This is a genomic window from Azospirillum rugosum, from assembly GCF_017876155.1.
Taxonomy (GTDB): domain Bacteria; phylum Pseudomonadota; class Alphaproteobacteria; order Azospirillales; family Azospirillaceae; genus Azospirillum; species Azospirillum rugosum.
Window position 1 is genome coordinate 50,976 of sequence record NZ_JAGINP010000029.1, and the last position, 18,228, is coordinate 69,203.

Below are 18,228 nucleotides of genomic sequence, written 5' to 3' on the forward strand. Positions count from 1 at the left end.
GTCAGCCCTCAAGGTTCAGATGAACGGGTTCGACCCGCTCCAGCGGCGACGGCGGGACAGGCGGATCGCGCGCCAGGTCCAGCACCGCGGCGGCGATGTTCAGTCCGGTCGCGCGCCGCAGGCCCACGTAGGAGCTGGTGAGGCGCGGGTTGACCTCCAGGATCGTCGGGCCGTCCGGTCCAGCGATGACATCCACCCCGACATAGCCGAACAGGCCGGGCAGCGCCGCCGCGACCCCCCGGGCGAGGTCGGCCAGGGGCGGCGTTGTTGGCATCCCGCCGACAATTCCCCCGCCATAGGCGAAGAACCGGCCGGACAGGCAGACGTCCTGGCGGTTGACGGTCAGCAGCCAGGCCCGCCCGTCGCGGCACAGCATCGACAGGCTGGCGGGCGTGCCGGGCTGGAAGGGCTGCGCCACGAAGCCGGCGCGGTCGGCCTCTTCCAGCCACGCTGTCCATTCGCTGCGGTCGCGGATCAGCCGGGTGTCGACGCACCCCGCCCCGTCGTCGGGCTTGACCACCCACGGGCCGTCACCCCGTGGTCCGTCCGCACCAAGGCCGCCGACCGGCCAGCCCGGCACGACGGGCAGCCCGGCGGCGGACAGGGCGGCGGCGGTCGCCGCCTTGCTGGACGCGACGGCCACCGCGTCGGCCGCGCTGTTGAGCAGGCGGCGCCCGGCGGATTCGACCATGCGGCTGAAGCGCTCCAGCGCACCCTCCGTCTCCGGCGCGATGGGCCAGACGGCGTCTGCTTCCCGGGCGAGATCCTCCCAATGGGCCCAGGACGTCCGGGGGTCGTCGATGGTTATGCTGCGCACGGGTGGGTGCATTGGCGGAAGGCGGGCATCGCGCGTGACCGTCACCTCCACGCCGGGGACCTCCAGCAGGTCGCCAACCAGCGCGCGGAGCATCAGGTCGCCCTCGCGGGCGAGGCTGGCGGGGATCGGGGCGTCCGGGGGCATGCCGCCACCGGTCACGAACTCACAGACCAGGATGCGCATGGTGTCCGCCCGATGGGAAGCCAGAGGAGGAAGAGGTGTTCCAAGTCGTTCCGGTGATCGATCTGCGGGATGGCGGCGTGGTGCACGCCCGGCGCGGCGACCGGGGCCGGTACCCGCCGCTGCGCTCGCCCCTGTGCAGCGGCAACGACCCGGTTGCGGTGGTCGGCGGCCTCCTCGGCCTGCACCCGTTCCGGGTCGTCTATGTGGCCGATCTCGACGCCATCGAAGGGACGGGGGACAACCGGTCCGCGCTGGCGCGGCTGCGCGCGGCGTATCCGGAAACCGGATTCTGGGTCGACGCCGGTTTCCGCAGCGCGGACGCGGTGCGCGGCTTCGTCGCGTCGGGCATCGGCGACGCGGTGATTGGCAGCGAGAGCCTGTCGGGGATCGAGGAACTGGAACGGTTGAGGGCCGAGGCCGCGTGGGCGCGCACCGTTCTCTCGCTCGACTTTCGCGACCGCTTCGTCGGGCCGCCCGAACTGCTGGACCGCACCGACCTGTGGCCGCGGCGGGTCATCGCCATGACGCTCGCCCGCGTCGGATCCGGCGAGGGACCGGACTGGGATCGCCTCGCCGACATCGCCCGGGCCAAGCCGCAAGCGGCGGTGTTCGCCGCCGGCGGCGTGCGCGACGGCGGCGACTTGATGGCGCTGGCCGCGCGGGGCAGCGCCGGTGCCCTGGTGGCAACGGCGCTGCACGACGGCCGCATCGGCCGCGCGGATTTGCAGGCGCTGTGAAGGGATCACGCGGCGAAGGGGTGCTTCACCTTGTCCTTCTGGCTCATAAGGTCCTGCGCGCTGGGGAAGCTGGCGACCGCGCGTTCGATGGCCTCCTTCGTGGCGCGGTAGTTGTAGTCCTGGATCTTGGCGTTGTCCTTGGCCTCCCAATGGATGAAGACGCCGACGCAGATGAAGATGTTGTCGATCTCCTCCTGCGGGATCGTGCCTTCCGCCACGCAGTCGGCCACGGCCTTGGCGACGGCGTGCTGGGCGGGGCCGAACATCTGCACCGCCTGCTCCGCGCCCTTGATCGTCACCTTGTTGAACAGGATGGTGGCCGGCTTGCACATCAGGTTGGGCGCGACCACGGCGAGAAGGGACGTGAAGCCGTCCTTGTTGTTGGTCAACGCGTTGCAGAAGGCCGTTTCCACGGCGCTGCCGCGCGGCCCCATGATCAGGTCGATGTGGGCGACCTCGTTCCCATCACCGACCAGCGACTCGCCGACAAGCACGCGGTTGATCTTGGTGGATTGTCCTCCCCACATCGGCATGTCCTTTCTCCCTAGCTTTCAGACGTTATTTGTGCAGCGCGTCTTTCTCGACGAGCCCCCGTTATTATGGACTGCTATGGCGATTGCATGAGCCAGTGCGCAAGCAGGCAGCCCACAACAATATCCGCGGTCGTCCCCGGATTGACGCCATTGTATTTGAGTTCCCGGTCCAGTTCCCCCAAGCGCGAACGCGTTAGCGTGAATGCACGATCCGGGGCCACGTTTTCACTCAATTCCGATGCCCGTCCGCGTAACCATTCAGCGCGCTCTAACCCGTACTTGCGGGCTACATGGCTGTCGAGCACGGTGGAGAGAAAAAACAGGTACAGCCGTTCCGTGGCCTCTTCGTAACTCGCCGCGGCCTTCAGCCAGTACCGGAGGCGCGGCACGCCCGTCTCGAACAGGTCGGCGAAGTCCGTCGCGTATTGCCGGGCGATCCGGTCGCGGTCCTGCGCCTCCCGCATGGCGGCGAGGAGGGTCACCGTCGCCGGGGCGTGCACGTCCGCCCCCTCCACCCGGCCCAGTCCGGCGGGTTCGGCCAGCGCGATGGCCCGGAAGGTCAGCTCCGCGTCCTCCACCGTCAGGTCGGCGAGGACACGGCCCAGCCGGTCGCGCAACGGACCGCCGCCGGTCAGGGCAGCCTGGGCCAGGGGTGCGGCGAGCAGCAGGATGCCGAGGTTGGTGTTGCAGCCGACGGCCGCCCGCGTGGCGGCGACCGCCTCGAAAATCCGTTCTCCGACGCTCAAGCCCGGCCGGGCGAGGATCGGCGCGGTGGCGTCGGCGCTGGCCAGGAACTGGCTAACGGTCATGCCGTGCCCGTCCGCGTGGATGTGGACGTTGCCGGGCTTCAGCGCGCGCAGTTCCAGGTGGCAGGCGGCGCGGTAGGCGCCGGCGATGCCGGACCCGCGGTCAGGGGGGATGGGCGCCCAGTCAGTCATTTATGTGGCTGATCATGCGTGTTCACCCGCTCCACGAAGTCGGCGGCCAGGGCGTCGGCGATGTCCACCGCGCTGACGCGTTGCAGCCCCTGCCACGCTGGCATGCTGTTGACCTCCAGCACCAGCCAGCGCCCCGCCCGGTCCTGGATCAGGTCGACCCCGGCGTAGCCGGCCCCGACCGCCCGCGCGGCGCGGACGGCGAGGCTTGCGGCCTCGTCGTCGGCGGGGGCGGCTTCGCAGGCCGCACCCTGGTGGACGTTGGTGACCCAGGTCCGGCCGTGCCGGGTCATCGCGGCGACCGCCCGCCCGCCGGCCACGAACACCCGCCGGTCCCGCCACGCGCCCTCCTGCCGCGGCGGGATGAAGGGCTGGAGGTAGTAGACCCCGGCCACGCTGTCGGCGTCGGGCAACGCCTCCGGCCCGTCCAGCCGCAGCAGGCCGCGCCCCTGCGCGCCGAACAGCGGCTTCAGGACCTGCTCGGGCGTGTCCTCCAGGATGCGCCGCGCCGGCTCGGCGTCTTGTGTCGCGAGCGCGGGCGGGGTCGGCAGGCCGGCTCGGGCGAGGAGGAGGCTGGTCATGCTCTTGTCCACGCAGCGCTCGATGGCCCGCGCGTCGTTGTAGACGGGAACCCCAAACTCGCGCAGCGCGTGGAGCACGCCCAGGCGCAGGGTCACCTGCTCGAAACTGCCCTGGCCCACCGCGCGGACGAACACGCCGGCCGGAAGCTCGTCCTCGAAGCCGGGGATCAGCAGCCCCGTGGCGGTGTAGCCGGCGGCAATCCCGCAGCGCCGCGGCGAGACGCAGCGGCAGGGCAGGCCGCGCGCCTCGATAGCCCGGACGAGGCGCGGCGTGTGCCAGTCCGGCCGTTCGGTGAGGATCAGGGCGGTGCGCTCACCGGACATCGCGGAACGAGCGCTCCACCAAATCCGGCGTCAGCGCCCCGCCGTGGAAGCTCCGCCCGCTGTCGATGGCGGTGACGATCACGCGGGCCGGGCTGAACAGCATGGAGTCGATGGCGTAGAAGTCGCCCTTCACGGCCGCGAAGACCTCCGCGAAGGGGCGCCCGTGGTCGCGGGAGGCGGAGGAAGGCAGGCGCTTGGCCAAGTCCTCGGCCTCGTCGTCCGGGCCGGTGACGTGCAGATGCACCGTGCCGCCGTAGAGAATCGCGTCGTTGGTGCGCCCCATGGCCGTCAGGAACCCGCCGCCCGGCGGCGGCAGCGGCGCCATCCCGATTCCGTCGACGACGCGATCCAGAGGGAAGCCCAGGGCGTGCAGCTTGTGCAGCGCCACCTCCAGCACGCGCGCGACCACCTGGGTGGTGCCGGCGAGGCTCTGGGTCGGGGTGAGGACCAGGGTCAGCCGCTCCGCGGCGATGCCGCAGGTGGCCGCGATGTGGGCGACCAGCTCCGCCGGCGGCACCGTTCCCACTTCCAGCACGAAGGCGGCGCTGTCGGCGCGGTCGCGGTAGCCGAGTTCGTCGAACAGCGTCTCCTGCCGGGCCAGCGCGCGGCCGGGGCCGGAGCCCAGCGCGAAGAAGGCGCCCTTGCCGCTGCCGTGGCTGAGGCTCCAGCCCGCGTATTGGCTGCCGAGGCACGCCAGGACGGGCTGGGCGCTGTGGACCGTGACGCCGAACGGCCAATCCGCCACACCCGGCACCGGCCCCAGCGCGACCCGGCCGAGGCCGCCCATGCACAGCTCCGCGATGCGCCGCCCGGCTTCCAGGCCGCCGGGGTGGCCGATCCCGGCGTCGACGACGCAGGCTCCCCCGACGCGCTGGAGCCCGAGGCGCAGCACCGCGGCGTCGGCCACCAGCCGCTCGACCAGCGGTGCCGCGAGAGCCGCGAGGCTTGGGCTCGGGGCGGAAGGCGTCTCTGTGGTCATGGTTGCAACTCCATCATGGCGGAGACCGCCAATTGCCGCCGCCGTCGCTCGACGTGGCGCCGCGCCGCGCGGATACCGGTGCCATCGCCCAGCACCGTGCAGACCGGTTGGCCGGCCGTGATGGTGGCAGGCGTTACGGGACGGTCCGCCGTCCAGGCCGGCCAGCGCAGGCCGACGTCGATCCGGGTGGGGGCGTCGGCGTAGACCACCGCCGCCGCCCGGCAGCCCGGCAGCGCCGGCAAGCGGTCGGGCAGGCGTCCGGCGCAGGCATCCAGGTGCAAGGCGAACAGCGGCGGCATCGGCCGGCGGTCGAAGACGTCCAGCGTCGCGCCCGGTCGCGGGTTGACTTCCAACAGGTGAAGGCCCCGTCCGTTCAGCAGAAAATCGGCGCTGTTCAGCCCAACCAGGTCGAACGCCGCGGCGAGGCTGCTCATCAGGCCGGGCAAGGCTTGGGCGACGCATTTTGGGCAGCGCCATGGGCCAGCGCCGCCGCCGTAGCGGTAGGGGCTGTCCGCGGTCGGCGAGGCCCATTGCCGGCTGAGCCCGACGATGGCGGCCCGATGCCCATCCGCGAGGAAGAGGACCGACACCGCATGGCCGTCGATGCGGCGCTGGAGGTACCAGCCCGGCCGGGCAGTACCGGTCGAGGACGTGGCGATATGCCCGCCACCGCTGCCGCCAATCCGCTTCAGCAGGTGGTCGCCGGGCGGACCGTCCAGCGAACGCGCGACCGGGGGGTGGGGGATTCCCAGCCGCTCAAGGGTCTCGGCGAAGCGGAACGGGTCCTTCACGCGCGCCACCACCTCGGCCCGGTTGCCGAGCAGCGGCCGGTCCTCCGCGATGCGCGCCAGCAGCGTCGGATCCTCCTCAAACCCGGCGCCATAGACCAGCGGTAGGCCGCGCAGCTCCGGCCTCGCCAGGGCGTTCATAAGGGCATCCGCGTCGAGGCGCAGCCCGTCGGAGGGCAGGGGGATGCAGGGCTCGGCAAGCTGTCGCGTGTCCTGGTCGGCGAACAGGTCGATGGCCGCGGGCCGCCGGCCGGCTCGCCGTGCCGCGGCGGCCAGGGCGCGCGCCGACAGGGCGGCGACTACGATGTCTGGTCCGTCAGCCGGCGATCTGGCGGGCGGCATCGTAGGCATCGCGGAAGTCCAGGTACACGGCCTTCTCCGCCTCGGCGAGGCGCTTCAGCAGGGCGTGCTGGACCCGGAACTTGACGTTTCCGACCGCGAGCGCGCCGATGCCGACCCCGCGCCCGCCGGGCAGCGGCGCGCCGTCGTCCTTGGCGGCCACACCCTCGATCCCCGACGGCGGGACGGCGTTGATGTCCGCCGCCGCCAGCAGGCGCCCCGCCGCGGCGAGGTGGCGCGCCGACAGGATCTGCATCCCGGCGCGCCCGCAGGCGAACACGACCTCCGCATCCGCCAGCAGCCTTTCCTTGGACGCGTCGTCGGGGGCGTCGGCACACTCAAGCTCCACGCCGAAGCGGCGGTGGAACTCGGCGGCCTTGGGCTCCACGCCGGACAGGCCGCGGTGGCTGACCAGGGTGACCCGCGCGCCGGCCAGGGCCGCGATCACCGCGGCGGTGCCGCCGACCACGCCGGTGGCACCATAGACCTGCACGTTCAGGCCCTTGATCCCTTCCGGCCGGCTGCGGCGCAACGCGCGCTCGACCACCGCGACCATGGCGCCGGCCGTGGTGAAGGCGCCGGATGGGTCGACCATGACGGAGATGGTGAAGGGCGGGAACATCGCCTTGCGCGCCGCGTCCATCATGTCCAGCGCCACCAGCGCGTCGCGCCCGCCGATGAACAGCCCGGTCCGCGCCGCGTTGGCCGGATCGCGGGAGAACATGGCGTCCTGGGTGATGCCGGTGACCTCTTCCGGCGCGACCTCGGTGTAGGGGAACAGGGTCGCCATGCCGGCGTCGGCCGCCATGTTGACGTCGAAGGCGCTGACGTGCTTCAGCGGCGTCAGCATGTGCAGGACGTAGGGTGCAGCCATCGCGCTATTCCCTATCGTGTGGGGTTGGCTCAGGAGGCCCGCAGCGTTGCCCGGTGCAGGGCGGATTCCAGGGTCGCGCCGTCGTTGCGGCCGCGGAACAGGTGGAACTCCAGCGGCGATCCGGCCCAGCGGCGGCGGGCTTCCGCCAGAAGGGCCTCGGCGCGGCGGGCGTCGCCGACGATCGCGAAGCCGGTCGGCCCCCAGGAGCTTTGTCCGACGCCGGGAATGCCCTCCGCCTCCAGCCAGGCCAGCGCGTCGGCCACCGCGGGGCTGGTGAAGCGCCCGCCCTGGACCGGGGCGAAATGGTCGCCCACCGTGCGTTGCAACTCCCCCACCGCCCGCCCGAAGCGGTCGGCGTCGCCGTCGATCAGCGCCGGCAGGGCGGCCATGACCATCAGGCGGCACAGATGCCCGGCCCGCTCCGCCGGGAAGGGTGGCAGCGCCTTGAAGGCCTGCACCTCCGCGGTGCCGTGCAGCCCCTGGCCGTCGCGGTGCAGGATCAGCAGGACGCGCCAGGACTCCGGAAAGGGCAGGCGCGCGACGATGGGCGGAGGCTCGTCGCCCGTTCCCCGGCCGCCATCCAGGATGACCCCGCCATTCTCGAAGGCGCCGATCCCGATGCCGGAGCGGGCGCCGCGTTCCAGTTCGGCGGCGAGCTTGCGGACGGGCAACGGCCGGCCGTGCAACTGCGCCAGCGCGGTGCCGACCGCCAGCCCCATCTGCGTGCCGGAGCCCAGGCCGACATGCTCCGGAATGGCTTCCTCCACCGTCAGCTCGGCGTTGGCCGGCCAGCGGAAGCGGTCGCACACAGCGCGCGCGGCCTTCAGCGCGCGCTCCGCCGATGGGCCGGCCGCGCGCAGGCGGTCGGATGGGCGGACCCGGACGGTCGTCGCCATCCCGTCGAGCGTCAGGCCCAGGCTGCCGAAGCGCCGCCCCAGGCCGCCGTTCATGTCGAGAAATCCCAGATGCAACCGCGCGGGCGCCGTGACCCGCACCTCCCCCACATCGTCGACGCCAAGAGGCATGAGAACCTCATGTGTTCAAGGAAAGTTGCGTCGTTTTTTCGATCATGATAATCTTGTGTCAAAAAAACACCCCGATCCAATAGTATATACCTCTTTCGGGGTGAGGACTGATCGGTCACTTCGGGGAGGAAGACATGGCCGCGGTTCCGGAATCCACCTATTCCGATGCTGAAGTCGCAGAGCGGTTGCAGCAAATATTGCCGCGCTGGCGTTTTGAGGACGGCTGGATTCGTCGGAAGTACAAGACGAACAGCTGGAAGGGCACCCTGATGGTGGTCAACGCGGTCGGCCATCTGGCCGAGGCCGCGTGGCACCATCCGGACCTGACCGTCTCCTACGCCTGGGTCGAGGTGCGCCTGAAGACCCACACCGCCAAGGGCATCACCGACAAGGACTTCGAACTCGCCCGCAAGATCGAGGAGGTGATCCAGTGGCAGCCCGCCAAGGAGGGCGGCGCGCTGGAGGGCACGCCCAAGGACGACATGCGCTTCGCCTACATCAAGTACGATTGACGGCGCCCGCATGGCGACGAATGACGATGTCCTGTGCCCCTTCTGCGGCCTGGGTTGCGACGACCTGACGGTTGAGGAGGAGAGCGGCGGGCTGGCGGTGCGCTCCACCGACTGCCCGATCGCGCGCGACCGCTTCGCCCACACACCGCCGGCCGAACCGCCGCGCGTGGCGGGCGCCCCCGTGTCCCTGGAGGACGCGGTGCGGGCCGCGGCCATGGCGCTGGGTGCGGCCGGCGCGCCGCTCGTCGCCGGGCTCGGCGCCGACGTTGACGGAGTGCGGGCGGCGCTGGCGTTGGCCCAGAGGCTGGGCGCGGTGGTGGATCACGCGCTGTCCGACGGGCTCTACCGCAATTTGGCGGTGCTACAACGAACGGGCTGGATCGCCACCACGCTGGCCGAACTGCGCAACCGCTGCGACCTGCTGGTGGTGGCCGGACCGGACCCAGCGGCGTTCCACCCGCGCCTCTACGAGCGCTGGGTGGCCCCGACCCCGGCCTTCCAGAACCCACCGTCGCGGGAGGTGGTGTTCCTGTGCGGCGAACCGCTGGATTCCACGCGCGCCGCCCTGGCGAACCTGCCCGTCACGGTCCTTCCCGGCGATCCGGCGCGCGTCGGGGACGCGGCGGCGGCGTTGACGGCGGCCTTGCCCGATCCATCCCGCGCGGTCGGCGCGGCGGGCATCGCGGCGGAGGACATCGCCACATTGGCGGAACGGTTGCGCAAGGCGCGCTACGCGGTCGTGGCGTGGGCGGCCTCCGCCTTCCATGGGCCGCACGCCGATCTGACGGTGGAACGGCTCGTCCGCCTCGTCCACGACGTCAACCGGCAAACCCGCTGCGCTGGGCTTCCGCTCGCCGGGCACGACAACGTGGTCGGCGCCAACCAGGTCTGCACCTGGCAGTTCGGCGTGCCGCTGCGCGCGTCGCTTGGCGGTGGGGCGCCGCTGCATGATCCCTACCGCTTCGCCTGGGACCGCTATTCGGACACGGCGGACGCCGTCCTGTGGATTTCGTCCTTCCGGCCGGAGATCCCCACCTTTCCGACGGGCAAGCCGGTCGTCGCCCTGGCCCCACCGGGGACGGCCTTCGCCGATGAGCCCGCCGTCTTCATCCCCGTCGGCACGCCGGGCATCGATCATGCCGGCCATGTTTTCCGCAGCGACACGGTGGTGGCCCTGCGCGCGCGGGGCCTCATCGACCGCGGGTTGCCGGACGTCGCGGCCGTCCTGACGGCCATCGCCGCCGCCCTGCCGCAGGAGGCCGCCGCATGCTGATGAAACTCGCCGGGGGGCGCATCCACGACCCGGCCAACGGGCGCGACGGCGCGGTGGGCGACCTGTTCGTGCAGGACGGCCGCATCATCGCCGACCCCGGCCCTGGCGCCACGCCGGACGAGGTCCACGACCTGACCGGCCGGGTGGTCATGGCCGGGGCCATCGACATCCACAGCCACATCGCCGGCGGCAAGGTCAACATCGCGCGCCTGCTGATGGCGGAGGAGCACCGCGCAGCGGCGTTTGCGACCCCAGAGCCTTGCGGCTGCGGCGGTGCCATTGCCACCCCCTCCACCCACGTCACCGGCTGCCGCTACGCCCAGATGGGCTACACCGCGGCCTTCGAGCCGGCGATGCTGCCCAGCAACGCCCGCCACGCGCATCTGGAGATGGCGGACATCCCGCTGATCGACACCGGCGGCTATCTGGTGTTGGGCAACGACGACCTGCTGCTGGAACTGCTCGCGTCCGGCGCCGGGGAGGAGGCGGTGGCCGACTATGTCGGCTGCATGCTGAACGCCACGCGCAGCCTCGCCGTCAAGGCGGTGAATCCCGGCGGCATCAACGCCTTCAAGTACAACCAGCGCCGCCTGAACGTGGACGAGGCCGGCCCCTTTCATGCCATCACCCCGCGCCGCATCCTCACCGCGCTGGCGGCGGCGGTGCAGCGGCTCGGCATCCCGCACCCGCTGCACCTGCACGGCTTCAACCTCGGCGTCCCGGGCAACGCGGAGGCGACGCTGGACAGCATCGAGGCGGTGGAGGGCCTGCGCCTCCACCTCACCCACGTGCAGTTCCACGCTTATGGCGTCGAGGGCGACCGGAAATTCTCCTCTGCCGCCGCGCGGATCGCGGAGGCGGTGAACCGCCGGCCCAACATCTCCGTCGACGTCGGGCAGATCATGTTCGGCCAGACCGTCACCGCCTCGGCCGACACCATGGCGCAGATGGGCAACGCGGGGCTCGCCCACCCGAAGAAATGGGTGATGATGGACATCGAATGCGACGCCGGCTGCGGCGTCGTGCCCTTCCGCTACCGCGACAAGGCCTTCGTCAACGCGCTGCAATGGGCCATCGGGCTGGAGCTGTTCCTGCTGATCGAGGATCCTTGGCGCATCTTCCTGACCACCGACCACCCCAACGGCGCGCCCTTCACCAGCTATCCGGAGCTGATCCGCCTGCTGATGGACCGCGACCACCGCCTCGCCCGGATGGCGGAGCTGCATCCGGACCTGCCCGCCCACACCATCCTCGGGTCGCTGACGCGCGAGTACACGCTGGGCGAGATCGCCACCATGACCCGCGCCGCACCCGCGCGGATCCTCGGGCTGGCCGACCGCGGCCATCTCGGGCTGGGGGCGGCGGCCGACATCACCGTCTACACCGACCGGCCGGACCGCCGCGCCATGTTCGAGAAACCAGACCTCGTCTTCAAGGACGGCCGGCTGATCGTCCGCAACGGCGTGGTCGTCGCCCTGACGCCGGGGCGCACCCATGTCGTGGAGCCCGCCTACGACCCGAAGATCGAATCCTGGATGGGCCGCCGCTTCGACGAGCGGATGGGCCAGCGGCTGGCCCATTTCCGCATCGCCGAGGACGAGATCCGCGGCGGAAACGGCCTGGTCCGCCACGCCTGCCGGCCGGGGGCTTTCTGATGCGGCTGAACGGCGTCCACATCGACGACACCTTCGCCGAGGCCTTCCCGATGCTCGGCACGCGGTTGGTGATCACCGCCGACACGCCGGCCTGGGTGCAGGCGGCGGTGCTCAGCATGACGGGTTTCGCCACCTCCGTCATCGCCTGCGGCTGCGAGGCGGCGGTGGAGCGGCTGTTGCCGCCCGAGGAGACGCCGGACGCCCGGCCGGGGGCGGCGGTGCTGCTGTTCGCCATGAACAAGGCGGAACTGGCCAAGCAGGTGGCGCGGCGCGTTGGGCAATGCGTGATGACCTCGCCGGGGTCGGCCTGCTACGCGGGCCTGCGCGACGGACCGACCATTCCGCTCGGCAACGCGCTACGCTACTTCGGCGACGGCTGGCAGATCGCCAAGCGGATCGGAGCCCGCCGCTATTGGCGCGTCCCGGTCATGGACGGGGAGTTCCTGTGCGAGGCCTCCACCGCGGTGGTGGAGGGCGTGGGCGGCGGCAATTTCATCCTGCTGGCGGTCGACCGCCGCGCCGGGCTGGCGGCGGCACAGGCCGCGGTCATGGCGATCCGCGAGGTGCCCGGCGCCATCCTGCCGTTCCCGGGCGGGGTGGTCCGCTCCGGCTCCAAGATCGGGGGCAAGTACAAGGGGATGATCGCCTCCACCAACACGGCCTTCTGCCCGACCCTGCGCGGTACGGCGCCGATGTCGCTGGTGCCGGAGGGGGTGGAGTCCATCCTGGAGCTTGTGATCGACGGCGTGAGCGCGGAGGCCGTCGCCGCGGCCATGCGCGCCGGCATCGGTGCGGTGGTCGGGCTGGGGGCGGCCGGCGGGGTGGTGTCGGTCACCGCCGGCAACTACGGCGGCAAGCTCGGCCGCTACCAGTTCCGCCTGCACGAGGTGATGGCATGAGCGGCGTCATCCTCACCCCCCGTGAGCCCGCCGGTCCGCCCATCGACATGACGGGCGTGCTGCCCGAACGGTTGGCCGAGGGCGGCCGGGATGCGCTGGCCGGGCTGATGCTGGTGCGCGGGAGCAAGCGTCACCGGCTGGATGCGCTGTTCGACCTCCAGGACGGCGGCCCGTCTGGGGCCTTGGTGCTGCGTCCCGGCGGTGCCGTGTTGGACGGGGTCGGGGCAGGCATGGCGGCCGGGGAAATCCTGGTCGAGGGCGATTGCGGCGCCTACGCCGGCAGCGGCATGCGCGGCGGCACGCTGATCGTGGAGGGGACCTGCGGCGCCTTCGCCGCCGCCGAGATGGCCGGCGGGCGCCTGCGCGTCGCGGGCGACGTGGGCGACTTCCTGGGCGCGCCACTGGCCGGCGGCACGCGCGGCATGAGCGGCGGGACGGTCGTCGTGGCGGGCAATGCCGGGGATCGCGTCGGCGAACGGATGCGGCGCGGGTTGATCGCCGTCCATGGGCGGGTGGGGAGCCTGTGCGGCGCCCGGATGATCGCCGGGACCATCGTCGTCGGCGCCGGCTGCAGCCCGGACCTGGGGTTCGCCATGCGCCGAGGATCCATCCTGCTCTCCCAGGCGCCGGAGTCCCTGCCGGGCGGCTTCGTGGACGGCGGGGTGAACGACTGGCTGTTCCTGGAACTGATGCGGCGGGACCTGATGGACAATGGGGCGTGGCCCGTGGGCTTCCCGACCGCGGGCACCCGCGCCCGGCGGCTGATCGGCGACCGGTCGGTCCAGGGCATCGGCGAAGTGCTTATCCTTTCGAAGGCGTAGCGTGACGCACGCCGCCCAACCACATCCTGACAACGTCTCGCAAGAACGCGGCCGTGCTGCCGACCGCGCCGGAGGGTCTGTGATGAGGATCGCCTCCTTTCTGATCGTAGCTGGAGTCCTCCTGGTCGGAACTCCGGCGTGGGGCGCCGATCCCATGGTGATCCGCATCGGCTACCTGACCCGCGCGGAGGAGCCGCGGATCCCCCAGACCTTCCTCGAACCGGTGTCGGAGGACGAAGGGGTGCAGGGCGCCCGTCTCGCCATCGCCGACAACAACACGACGGGGCGCTTCCTCAACCAGCGCTTCGAGCTGGTCGAGGCAACCGTGCCGGAGGACGGGCGCGTCGAGGACGCCGTCCGCGACCTCGCCGACCAAGGCGTCCGGCTATTGGTCGCCGACCTGCGGCATGACGCGCTGCTCGCCGCCGCGGCTGCGCCAGAGGCGCGCGACATGCTGGTCTTCAACACCCGCGCCCCGGACGACGACCTGCGCAACGAGCGCTGCCGCGCCAACCTGCTGCACGTGACGCCCAGCCGCCGGATGCTGGCCGACGCGCTGTCCCAGTATTTGGTGTCGCGCAAATGGATGAACTGGCTGCTGGTGGTCGGACGGACGCCGGAGGACGCCGCCTACGCCGACGCGATCCGCGCCGCCGCCAAGCGCTACCGCGCCAAGATCGTCGAGGAGAAGCGCTGGACGTTCGAGGACGCCAACCGCCGCGTCGACACCGGCCACGTCACCGTGCAGTCGGAGATCCTGACCTTCACGCAAGGCGCCGAGCACGACGTGCTGGTCGTCGCCGACGAGGCGGACGGATTCGGCGAGTATCTGCTGTACCAGACCTGGCTTCCCCGCCCGGTCGCCGGCACCCATGGGCTGGTGCCTACGGCGTGGTCGCGCGTAAACGAGCAGTGGGGGGCGACGCAACTGCACAGCCGCTTCGAACGGCAGGCCGGCCGCTGGATGCGCCCGCGCGACTACACCGCCTGGATCGCCGTCCGCGCGGTGGGGGAGGCGGCGACGCGCACCAAGTCGGCCGATCCCGCAGCGCTCGCCGCCTTCGTGCACGGCCCGGACTTCGCCCTGCCGGCCTTCAAGGGGCAGGGGCTGACCTTCCGCGACTGGGACGGGCAGCTTCGCCAGCCCGTGCTGCTCGCCGGGCCGCGGGTGCTCGTCTCGGTGTCGCCGCAGGCGGGATTCCTGCACCAGTTCTCGGAACTCGACACGCTTGGCGACGACCGGCCGGAAAGCCGCTGCCGGAGCCGCTGACCACAAGCCCCCGAAAAGGGGGCCAACTACGGGAGGACGTGCATGTCGTTTGCTGGAGGGGCGGCCCGCCTGGGCCTTTTAGCGCTGCTGGGTTTTGCCGTCGCACCGTCCGCGCAGGCGGACACCATCTTCGTCTCCAACGAGAAGAGCAACACCGTCTCCGTGGTGGACGGCGGCAAGATGCAGGTGGTCGCCACGATCAAGGTCGGGCGCCGGCCGCGCGGCATCACCTTCAACGAGGACATGACACAGATTTATGTCTGCGTCGGTGACGACAACCGGATCGACGTGATCGATGTGGCGACGCAGAAGGTGGTCGACCGGCTGCCGTCCGGCCCCGATCCGGAGCTGTTCGTGCTCGATCCGAAGGGCCACCTGCTCTACGTCGCCAACGAGGACGACAACATGGTCTCCGTGGTCGACACCGACGCCAAGAAGATCGTCGGCGAGATCCAGGTTGGGGTGGAGCCGGAAGGCATGGGCATCAGCCCGGACGGCAAGTTCCTGGTGAACACGTCCGAGACGACGAACATGGCGCATTTCATCGACACGGGCTCGCACCAGATCATCGACAACGTGCTGGTCGACGCGCGGCCCCGCGTCGCGCGCTTCACGGGGGACGGCAAGTTCGTCTGGGTGTCGTCGGAGGTCGGCGGGACCGTCAGCATCATCGACACCGCGTCGCGCAAGGTCGTCCACAAGATCAGCTTCGCGGTCCAGGGCGTCCCGCGCGAGGCGATCCAGCCCGTCGGCATCCAGATCACCAGCGACGGGCAGCGGGCCTTCGTCGCCCTCGGCCCCGCCAACCGGGTCGCCGAGATCGACGCCAAGACCTTCGAGGTGAAGCGCTACCACCTCGTCGGCCAGCGCGTCTGGAACCTCGCGCTGTCCCCGGACGAAAAGCGCCTCTACACAACGAACGGCGTCAGCAACGACATGTCGGTGATGGACCTGGAGCGCGGCCGGGTCGTGAAGTCAGTCTCGGTCGGCGGCGCCCCCTGGGGCGTGATCGTGAAGCCGTGAAGCGCAGCCATTATCCCCTCTCCCCTCTGGGGAGAGGGTTAGGGTGAGGGGGTTGCGCTTGTGCCGGACGTACCAAGGTGGCGGGACCCCCTCACCCTCCCCTCTCCCCAGAGGGGAGAGGGTTTGATGGCCGAGCGCGACAGCTCCGGGTGAAGAGAGGTGACATGGCCTGTTTCGAAACGGATCTTCCCGACCGGCACGCCGTCCCCCGCCCCGCCGCGGAGCCGGTGCTGGCGGTGGAGGGGTTGAGCCACAGCTTCGGGAACCGGACGGTCCTGGACGATGTCTCCTTCGGCATTCCGGCGGGGCGGTTCGCCGTGCTGCTGGGGCTCAACGGGGCCGGCAAGACCACGCTCTTTTCGCTGATCACGCGGATCTACAACACCCGCCGCGGCAGCATCCGGGTGTTCGGCTTCGACATGCGCCAGCACCCCACCCAGGCGCTGGCGCGCATCGGCGTGGTGTTCCAGCAGCCGACGCTCGACCCGGATCTGACGGTCTTGCAGAACCTGCGCTACCACGGCGGCCTGCACGGCCTGGCGCCCGCCGTCATCGAGGAGCGCGCGGCCGAGGAACTCGCCCGCATCGGCCTGTCGGAGCGCGCGGACGAGCGCGTGCGCACCCTGTCCGGCGGGCAGCGGCGGCGGGTGGAGATCGCCCGCGCGCTGCTGCACCAGCCGAGCCTGCTGCTGCTCGACGAGCCGACGGTGGGGCTGGACATCGAGCTGCGCCGGCAGGTGCTCGACCACGTGCACGACCTCTGCCGGGAGCGGGGGCTGGCCGTGCTGTGGGCGACCCACCTGATCGACGAGGCGCGGCAGGGGGACGGTGTGGTGGTCCTGCACCGCGGGCGCGTGCTTGCGGAAGGGCTGGTGGACGCGGTGTGTGTCGCCGCCGGTGCCGCGACGCTGGGGCAAGCCTTCGCCCGGCTGACGGAGGCGAAGGGAACCCAAAAGGGGACGCGGGAATGAACGCATCGCTCTACTGGCGCTGCCTGCGCGCGGTGATCGTCCGCGAGGGGCTGCGCTTCGTGCACCAGCGCGAGCGGTTCTTCGCCGCCCTGGTGCGGCCGCTGGTCTGGCTGGCCATCTTCGCGGTGGGGTTCCGCGCGGTGCTGGGCCTGTCGATCATCCCGCCCTATGAGACCTACATCCTCTACGAGGACTACGTGACGCCGGGGCTGGTGGGCATGATCCAGCTGTTCAACGGGATGCAAAGCTCGCTGTCCATGGTCTACGACCGGGAGATGGGCAGCATGAAGACCCTGCTGGTCAGCCCGCTGCCGCGCTGGTACCTGCTGGTGTGCAAGCTGCTGGCCGGCGTGCTGGTGTCGATCGCCCAAGCCTACGTCTTCTTCGCCATCGCCTGGTTCTGGGAGGTCCAGCCGCCCGTGGCCGGCTACCTCGCCGTGCTGCCGGCCCTGGTGCTGAGCGGGCTGATGCTGGGGGCGCTGGGCCTGCTGCTGTCGTCCTTCATCCGGCAGCTGGAAAACTTCGCGGGCGTGATGAACTTCGTCATCTTCCCGATGTTCTTCGCCTCATCCGCCCTCTACCCGGTGTGGCGCATCCGCGAGGGGAGCCCGACCCTGGCCTGGATCGCCGAGATCAATCCCTTCACGCAAGCGGTGGAGCTGATCCGCTTCGCCCTGTACCTGCAATTCAACGGCACGGCCTTCCTCGCCGTGTCGGCCTGCCTGGTCCTGTTCCTGGGCGGCGCCATCCTCGCCTACGATCCCGGACGGGGCTTCTGGGCGCGCCGCGGCGGCCCGGCGGAACAGGGCTGAGCGGGCAGGGGGGAACTGCGCGGGCGCCCCCCGGTTGACGGATCAGAAGACCGTCCGGTCATCCCGCCGGGCGGGCATGAGTGGAGGATACCGTCATGACCGGGATGTCTGACAAGGACCAGAAGCAGCCCCGTGGCGAAAAGAGCGTCCTCGGCGACAAGCAGGAGTTCAAGAAGGACCAGCCGCAGGACGCCGGCCGGGACGAGAAGGCGAAGGACGAGATCGGCCATATGGGCGAAGCGTCCCGCGAGAACCGCAGCGCGAAGGACGAGCGGTAGCCGGGACGAGCGGGCGCTTCGACGGTTGGTTGTTGATGAGGCCCGCGCGGAACGCCGGGCCTCCCATCACCAAACCGGAGGGAACGTCCGATGAAACACCTGCAAATCGCGGCTGGTGCGTCGCTGCTGGCCCTGGCCGCGGCCACGTTCGCGCTTCCGGCGTCGGCCCAGTCCACGGGCGGTACGATGCCGCAAAATTCGCCCCAGAATTCCGGATCCCAAAGCTCGGGCAGCAAGGGCTCCAGCCCGACCACGGGTGCCTTGCCGGACAACTCCCTGGCCGGACAGCGGCAGGGAACGGTCGGCGGCGCCGTTACCCAGGGTGGCAGTCAGAGCGGGTCGTCGGGATCCTCGGGGACTACGACGACCTATGGCTCACCGGGGGACGGCTCATCCGGCAACAGCGCGGGGGGCACGTCCTCGGGGACCACGTCGTCCGGATCTTCCGGCGGATCTTCGGGCGCGTCAGGCGGCGCGGGTGCGCTGCCGGACAACTCCCTGGCCGGGCAGCGGCAGGGCACCATCGGCGGCGGGTCGGTGTCGCAGGGTGGCAACAACTCGTCCGGGCCGCCGAAGCAGGGCTCCGGGCAGTAACGGCC

The 18,228-nt window shown here is 71.1% G+C and carries 20 protein-coding genes; 12 read left to right on the forward strand and 8 right to left on the reverse strand.

What is annotated here, in order from left to right; all coding sequences use genetic code 11:
• Position 1 precedes the first annotated feature (1 nt).
• Complete coding sequence (locus J2851_RS30220; protein WP_209771221.1) at positions 2-1,000, reverse strand: ATP-grasp domain-containing protein; 999 nt, start codon at positions 998-1,000, stop codon at positions 2-4.
• A 35-nt stretch (positions 1,001-1,035) separates the two neighbouring features.
• Between J2851_RS30220 and J2851_RS30225 the strand changes: the two genes are divergently transcribed.
• The gene (locus J2851_RS30225; RefSeq protein WP_209771223.1) at positions 1,036-1,737 is read left to right on the forward strand and encodes a HisA/HisF-related TIM barrel protein; all 702 of its coding nucleotides are present in this window, start codon (positions 1,036-1,038) and stop codon (positions 1,735-1,737) included.
• Positions 1,738-1,742: 5 nt separating this feature from the next.
• On the opposite strand, the gene fae is transcribed toward J2851_RS30225, so the two are convergent.
• The 7 genes from fae to J2851_RS30260 all read right to left on the reverse strand — a co-directional run bounded on the left by fae (position 1,743) and on the right by J2851_RS30260 (position 8,115).
• A complete protein-coding gene (gene fae / locus J2851_RS30230; RefSeq protein ID WP_281416110.1) occupies positions 1,743-2,270 on the reverse strand; it encodes a formaldehyde-activating enzyme in 528 nt (175 codons plus the stop codon).
• A 74-nt stretch (positions 2,271-2,344) separates the two neighbouring features.
• Positions 2,345-3,208: a triphosphoribosyl-dephospho-CoA synthase gene (locus tag J2851_RS30235; protein ID WP_209771225.1), complete on the reverse strand. Its 864-nt coding sequence runs from the start codon at positions 3,206-3,208 to the stop codon at positions 2,345-2,347.
• Positions 3,205-4,110, reverse strand: a complete 906-nt coding sequence (locus J2851_RS30240; protein WP_209771227.1) for an ATP-grasp domain-containing protein — start codon at positions 4,108-4,110, stop codon at positions 3,205-3,207. The genes J2851_RS30235 and J2851_RS30240 overlap by 4 nt, the downstream gene beginning before the upstream one ends.
• Complete coding sequence (gene mch / locus J2851_RS30245) at positions 4,100-5,089, reverse strand: methenyltetrahydromethanopterin cyclohydrolase (RefSeq protein ID WP_209771229.1); 990 nt, start codon at positions 5,087-5,089, stop codon at positions 4,100-4,102. Before mch ends, J2851_RS30240 begins: the two co-directional genes overlap by 11 nt.
• Positions 5,086-6,219 (reverse strand): ATP-grasp domain-containing protein, encoded by a 1,134-nt coding sequence (locus tag J2851_RS30250; protein ID WP_209771231.1) that lies wholly within the window; start codon positions 6,217-6,219, stop codon positions 5,086-5,088. Before J2851_RS30250 ends, mch begins: the two co-directional genes overlap by 4 nt.
• A complete protein-coding gene (locus J2851_RS30255; RefSeq protein ID WP_209771234.1) occupies positions 6,194-7,090 on the reverse strand; it encodes an NAD(P)-dependent methylenetetrahydromethanopterin dehydrogenase in 897 nt (298 codons plus the stop codon). Before J2851_RS30255 ends, J2851_RS30250 begins: the two co-directional genes overlap by 26 nt.
• 29 nt (positions 7,091-7,119) lie before the next feature.
• A complete protein-coding gene (locus tag J2851_RS30260; protein WP_209771236.1) occupies positions 7,120-8,115 on the reverse strand; it encodes a beta-ribofuranosylaminobenzene 5'-phosphate synthase family protein in 996 nt (331 codons plus the stop codon).
• Positions 8,116-8,249: 134 nt separating this feature from the next.
• On the opposite strand from J2851_RS30260, the gene J2851_RS30265 reads away from it, so the two are divergent.
• From J2851_RS30265 to J2851_RS30315, 11 genes are all read left to right on the forward strand, one after another.
• Positions 8,250-8,627, forward strand: a complete 378-nt coding sequence (locus J2851_RS30265; protein ID WP_209771238.1) for a 4a-hydroxytetrahydrobiopterin dehydratase — start codon at positions 8,250-8,252, stop codon at positions 8,625-8,627.
• A 10-nt stretch (positions 8,628-8,637) separates the two neighbouring features.
• On the forward strand, positions 8,638-9,900 hold the full coding sequence (locus J2851_RS30270; RefSeq protein WP_209771240.1) for a formylmethanofuran dehydrogenase: 1,263 nt from the start codon (positions 8,638-8,640) through the stop codon (positions 9,898-9,900).
• Entirely contained in the window at positions 9,894-11,555 is a 1,662-nt protein-coding gene (locus J2851_RS30275) for a formylmethanofuran dehydrogenase subunit A (RefSeq protein WP_209771242.1), read from the forward strand. Before J2851_RS30270 ends, J2851_RS30275 begins: the two co-directional genes overlap by 7 nt.
• On the forward strand, positions 11,555-12,454 hold the full coding sequence (gene fhcD / locus J2851_RS30280) for a formylmethanofuran--tetrahydromethanopterin N-formyltransferase (RefSeq protein WP_209771244.1): 900 nt from the start codon (positions 11,555-11,557) through the stop codon (positions 12,452-12,454). Before J2851_RS30275 ends, fhcD begins: the two co-directional genes overlap by 1 nt.
• Positions 12,451-13,275 carry a formylmethanofuran dehydrogenase subunit C gene (locus tag J2851_RS30285; protein ID WP_209771248.1) on the forward strand — a complete coding sequence of 275 codons (825 nt, stop codon included), beginning with the start codon at positions 12,451-12,453 and terminating at the stop codon, positions 13,273-13,275. The genes fhcD and J2851_RS30285 overlap by 4 nt, the downstream gene beginning before the upstream one ends.
• A gap of 82 nt (positions 13,276-13,357) precedes the next feature.
• The gene (locus J2851_RS30290; RefSeq protein ID WP_209771251.1) at positions 13,358-14,545 is read left to right on the forward strand and encodes an ABC transporter substrate-binding protein; all 1,188 of its coding nucleotides are present in this window, start codon (positions 13,358-13,360) and stop codon (positions 14,543-14,545) included.
• Between the two features lie 42 nt (positions 14,546-14,587).
• On the forward strand, positions 14,588-15,568 hold the full coding sequence (locus tag J2851_RS30295; protein ID WP_209771253.1) for a PQQ-dependent catabolism-associated beta-propeller protein: 981 nt from the start codon (positions 14,588-14,590) through the stop codon (positions 15,566-15,568).
• Positions 15,569-15,732: 164 nt separating this feature from the next.
• Entirely contained in the window at positions 15,733-16,539 is an 807-nt protein-coding gene (locus J2851_RS30300; RefSeq protein ID WP_209771256.1) for an ABC transporter ATP-binding protein, read from the forward strand.
• Positions 16,536-17,351: an ABC transporter permease gene (locus J2851_RS30305; RefSeq protein WP_209771258.1), complete on the forward strand. Its 816-nt coding sequence runs from the start codon at positions 16,536-16,538 to the stop codon at positions 17,349-17,351. Before J2851_RS30300 ends, J2851_RS30305 begins: the two co-directional genes overlap by 4 nt.
• 95 nt (positions 17,352-17,446) lie before the next feature.
• Entirely contained in the window at positions 17,447-17,629 is a 183-nt protein-coding gene (locus J2851_RS30310; protein ID WP_209771261.1) for a hypothetical protein, read from the forward strand.
• Positions 17,630-17,719: 90 nt separating this feature from the next.
• Entirely contained in the window at positions 17,720-18,223 is a 504-nt protein-coding gene (locus J2851_RS30315) for a hypothetical protein (protein ID WP_209771263.1), read from the forward strand.
• The last annotated feature ends 5 nt before the right edge of the window (positions 18,224-18,228 follow it).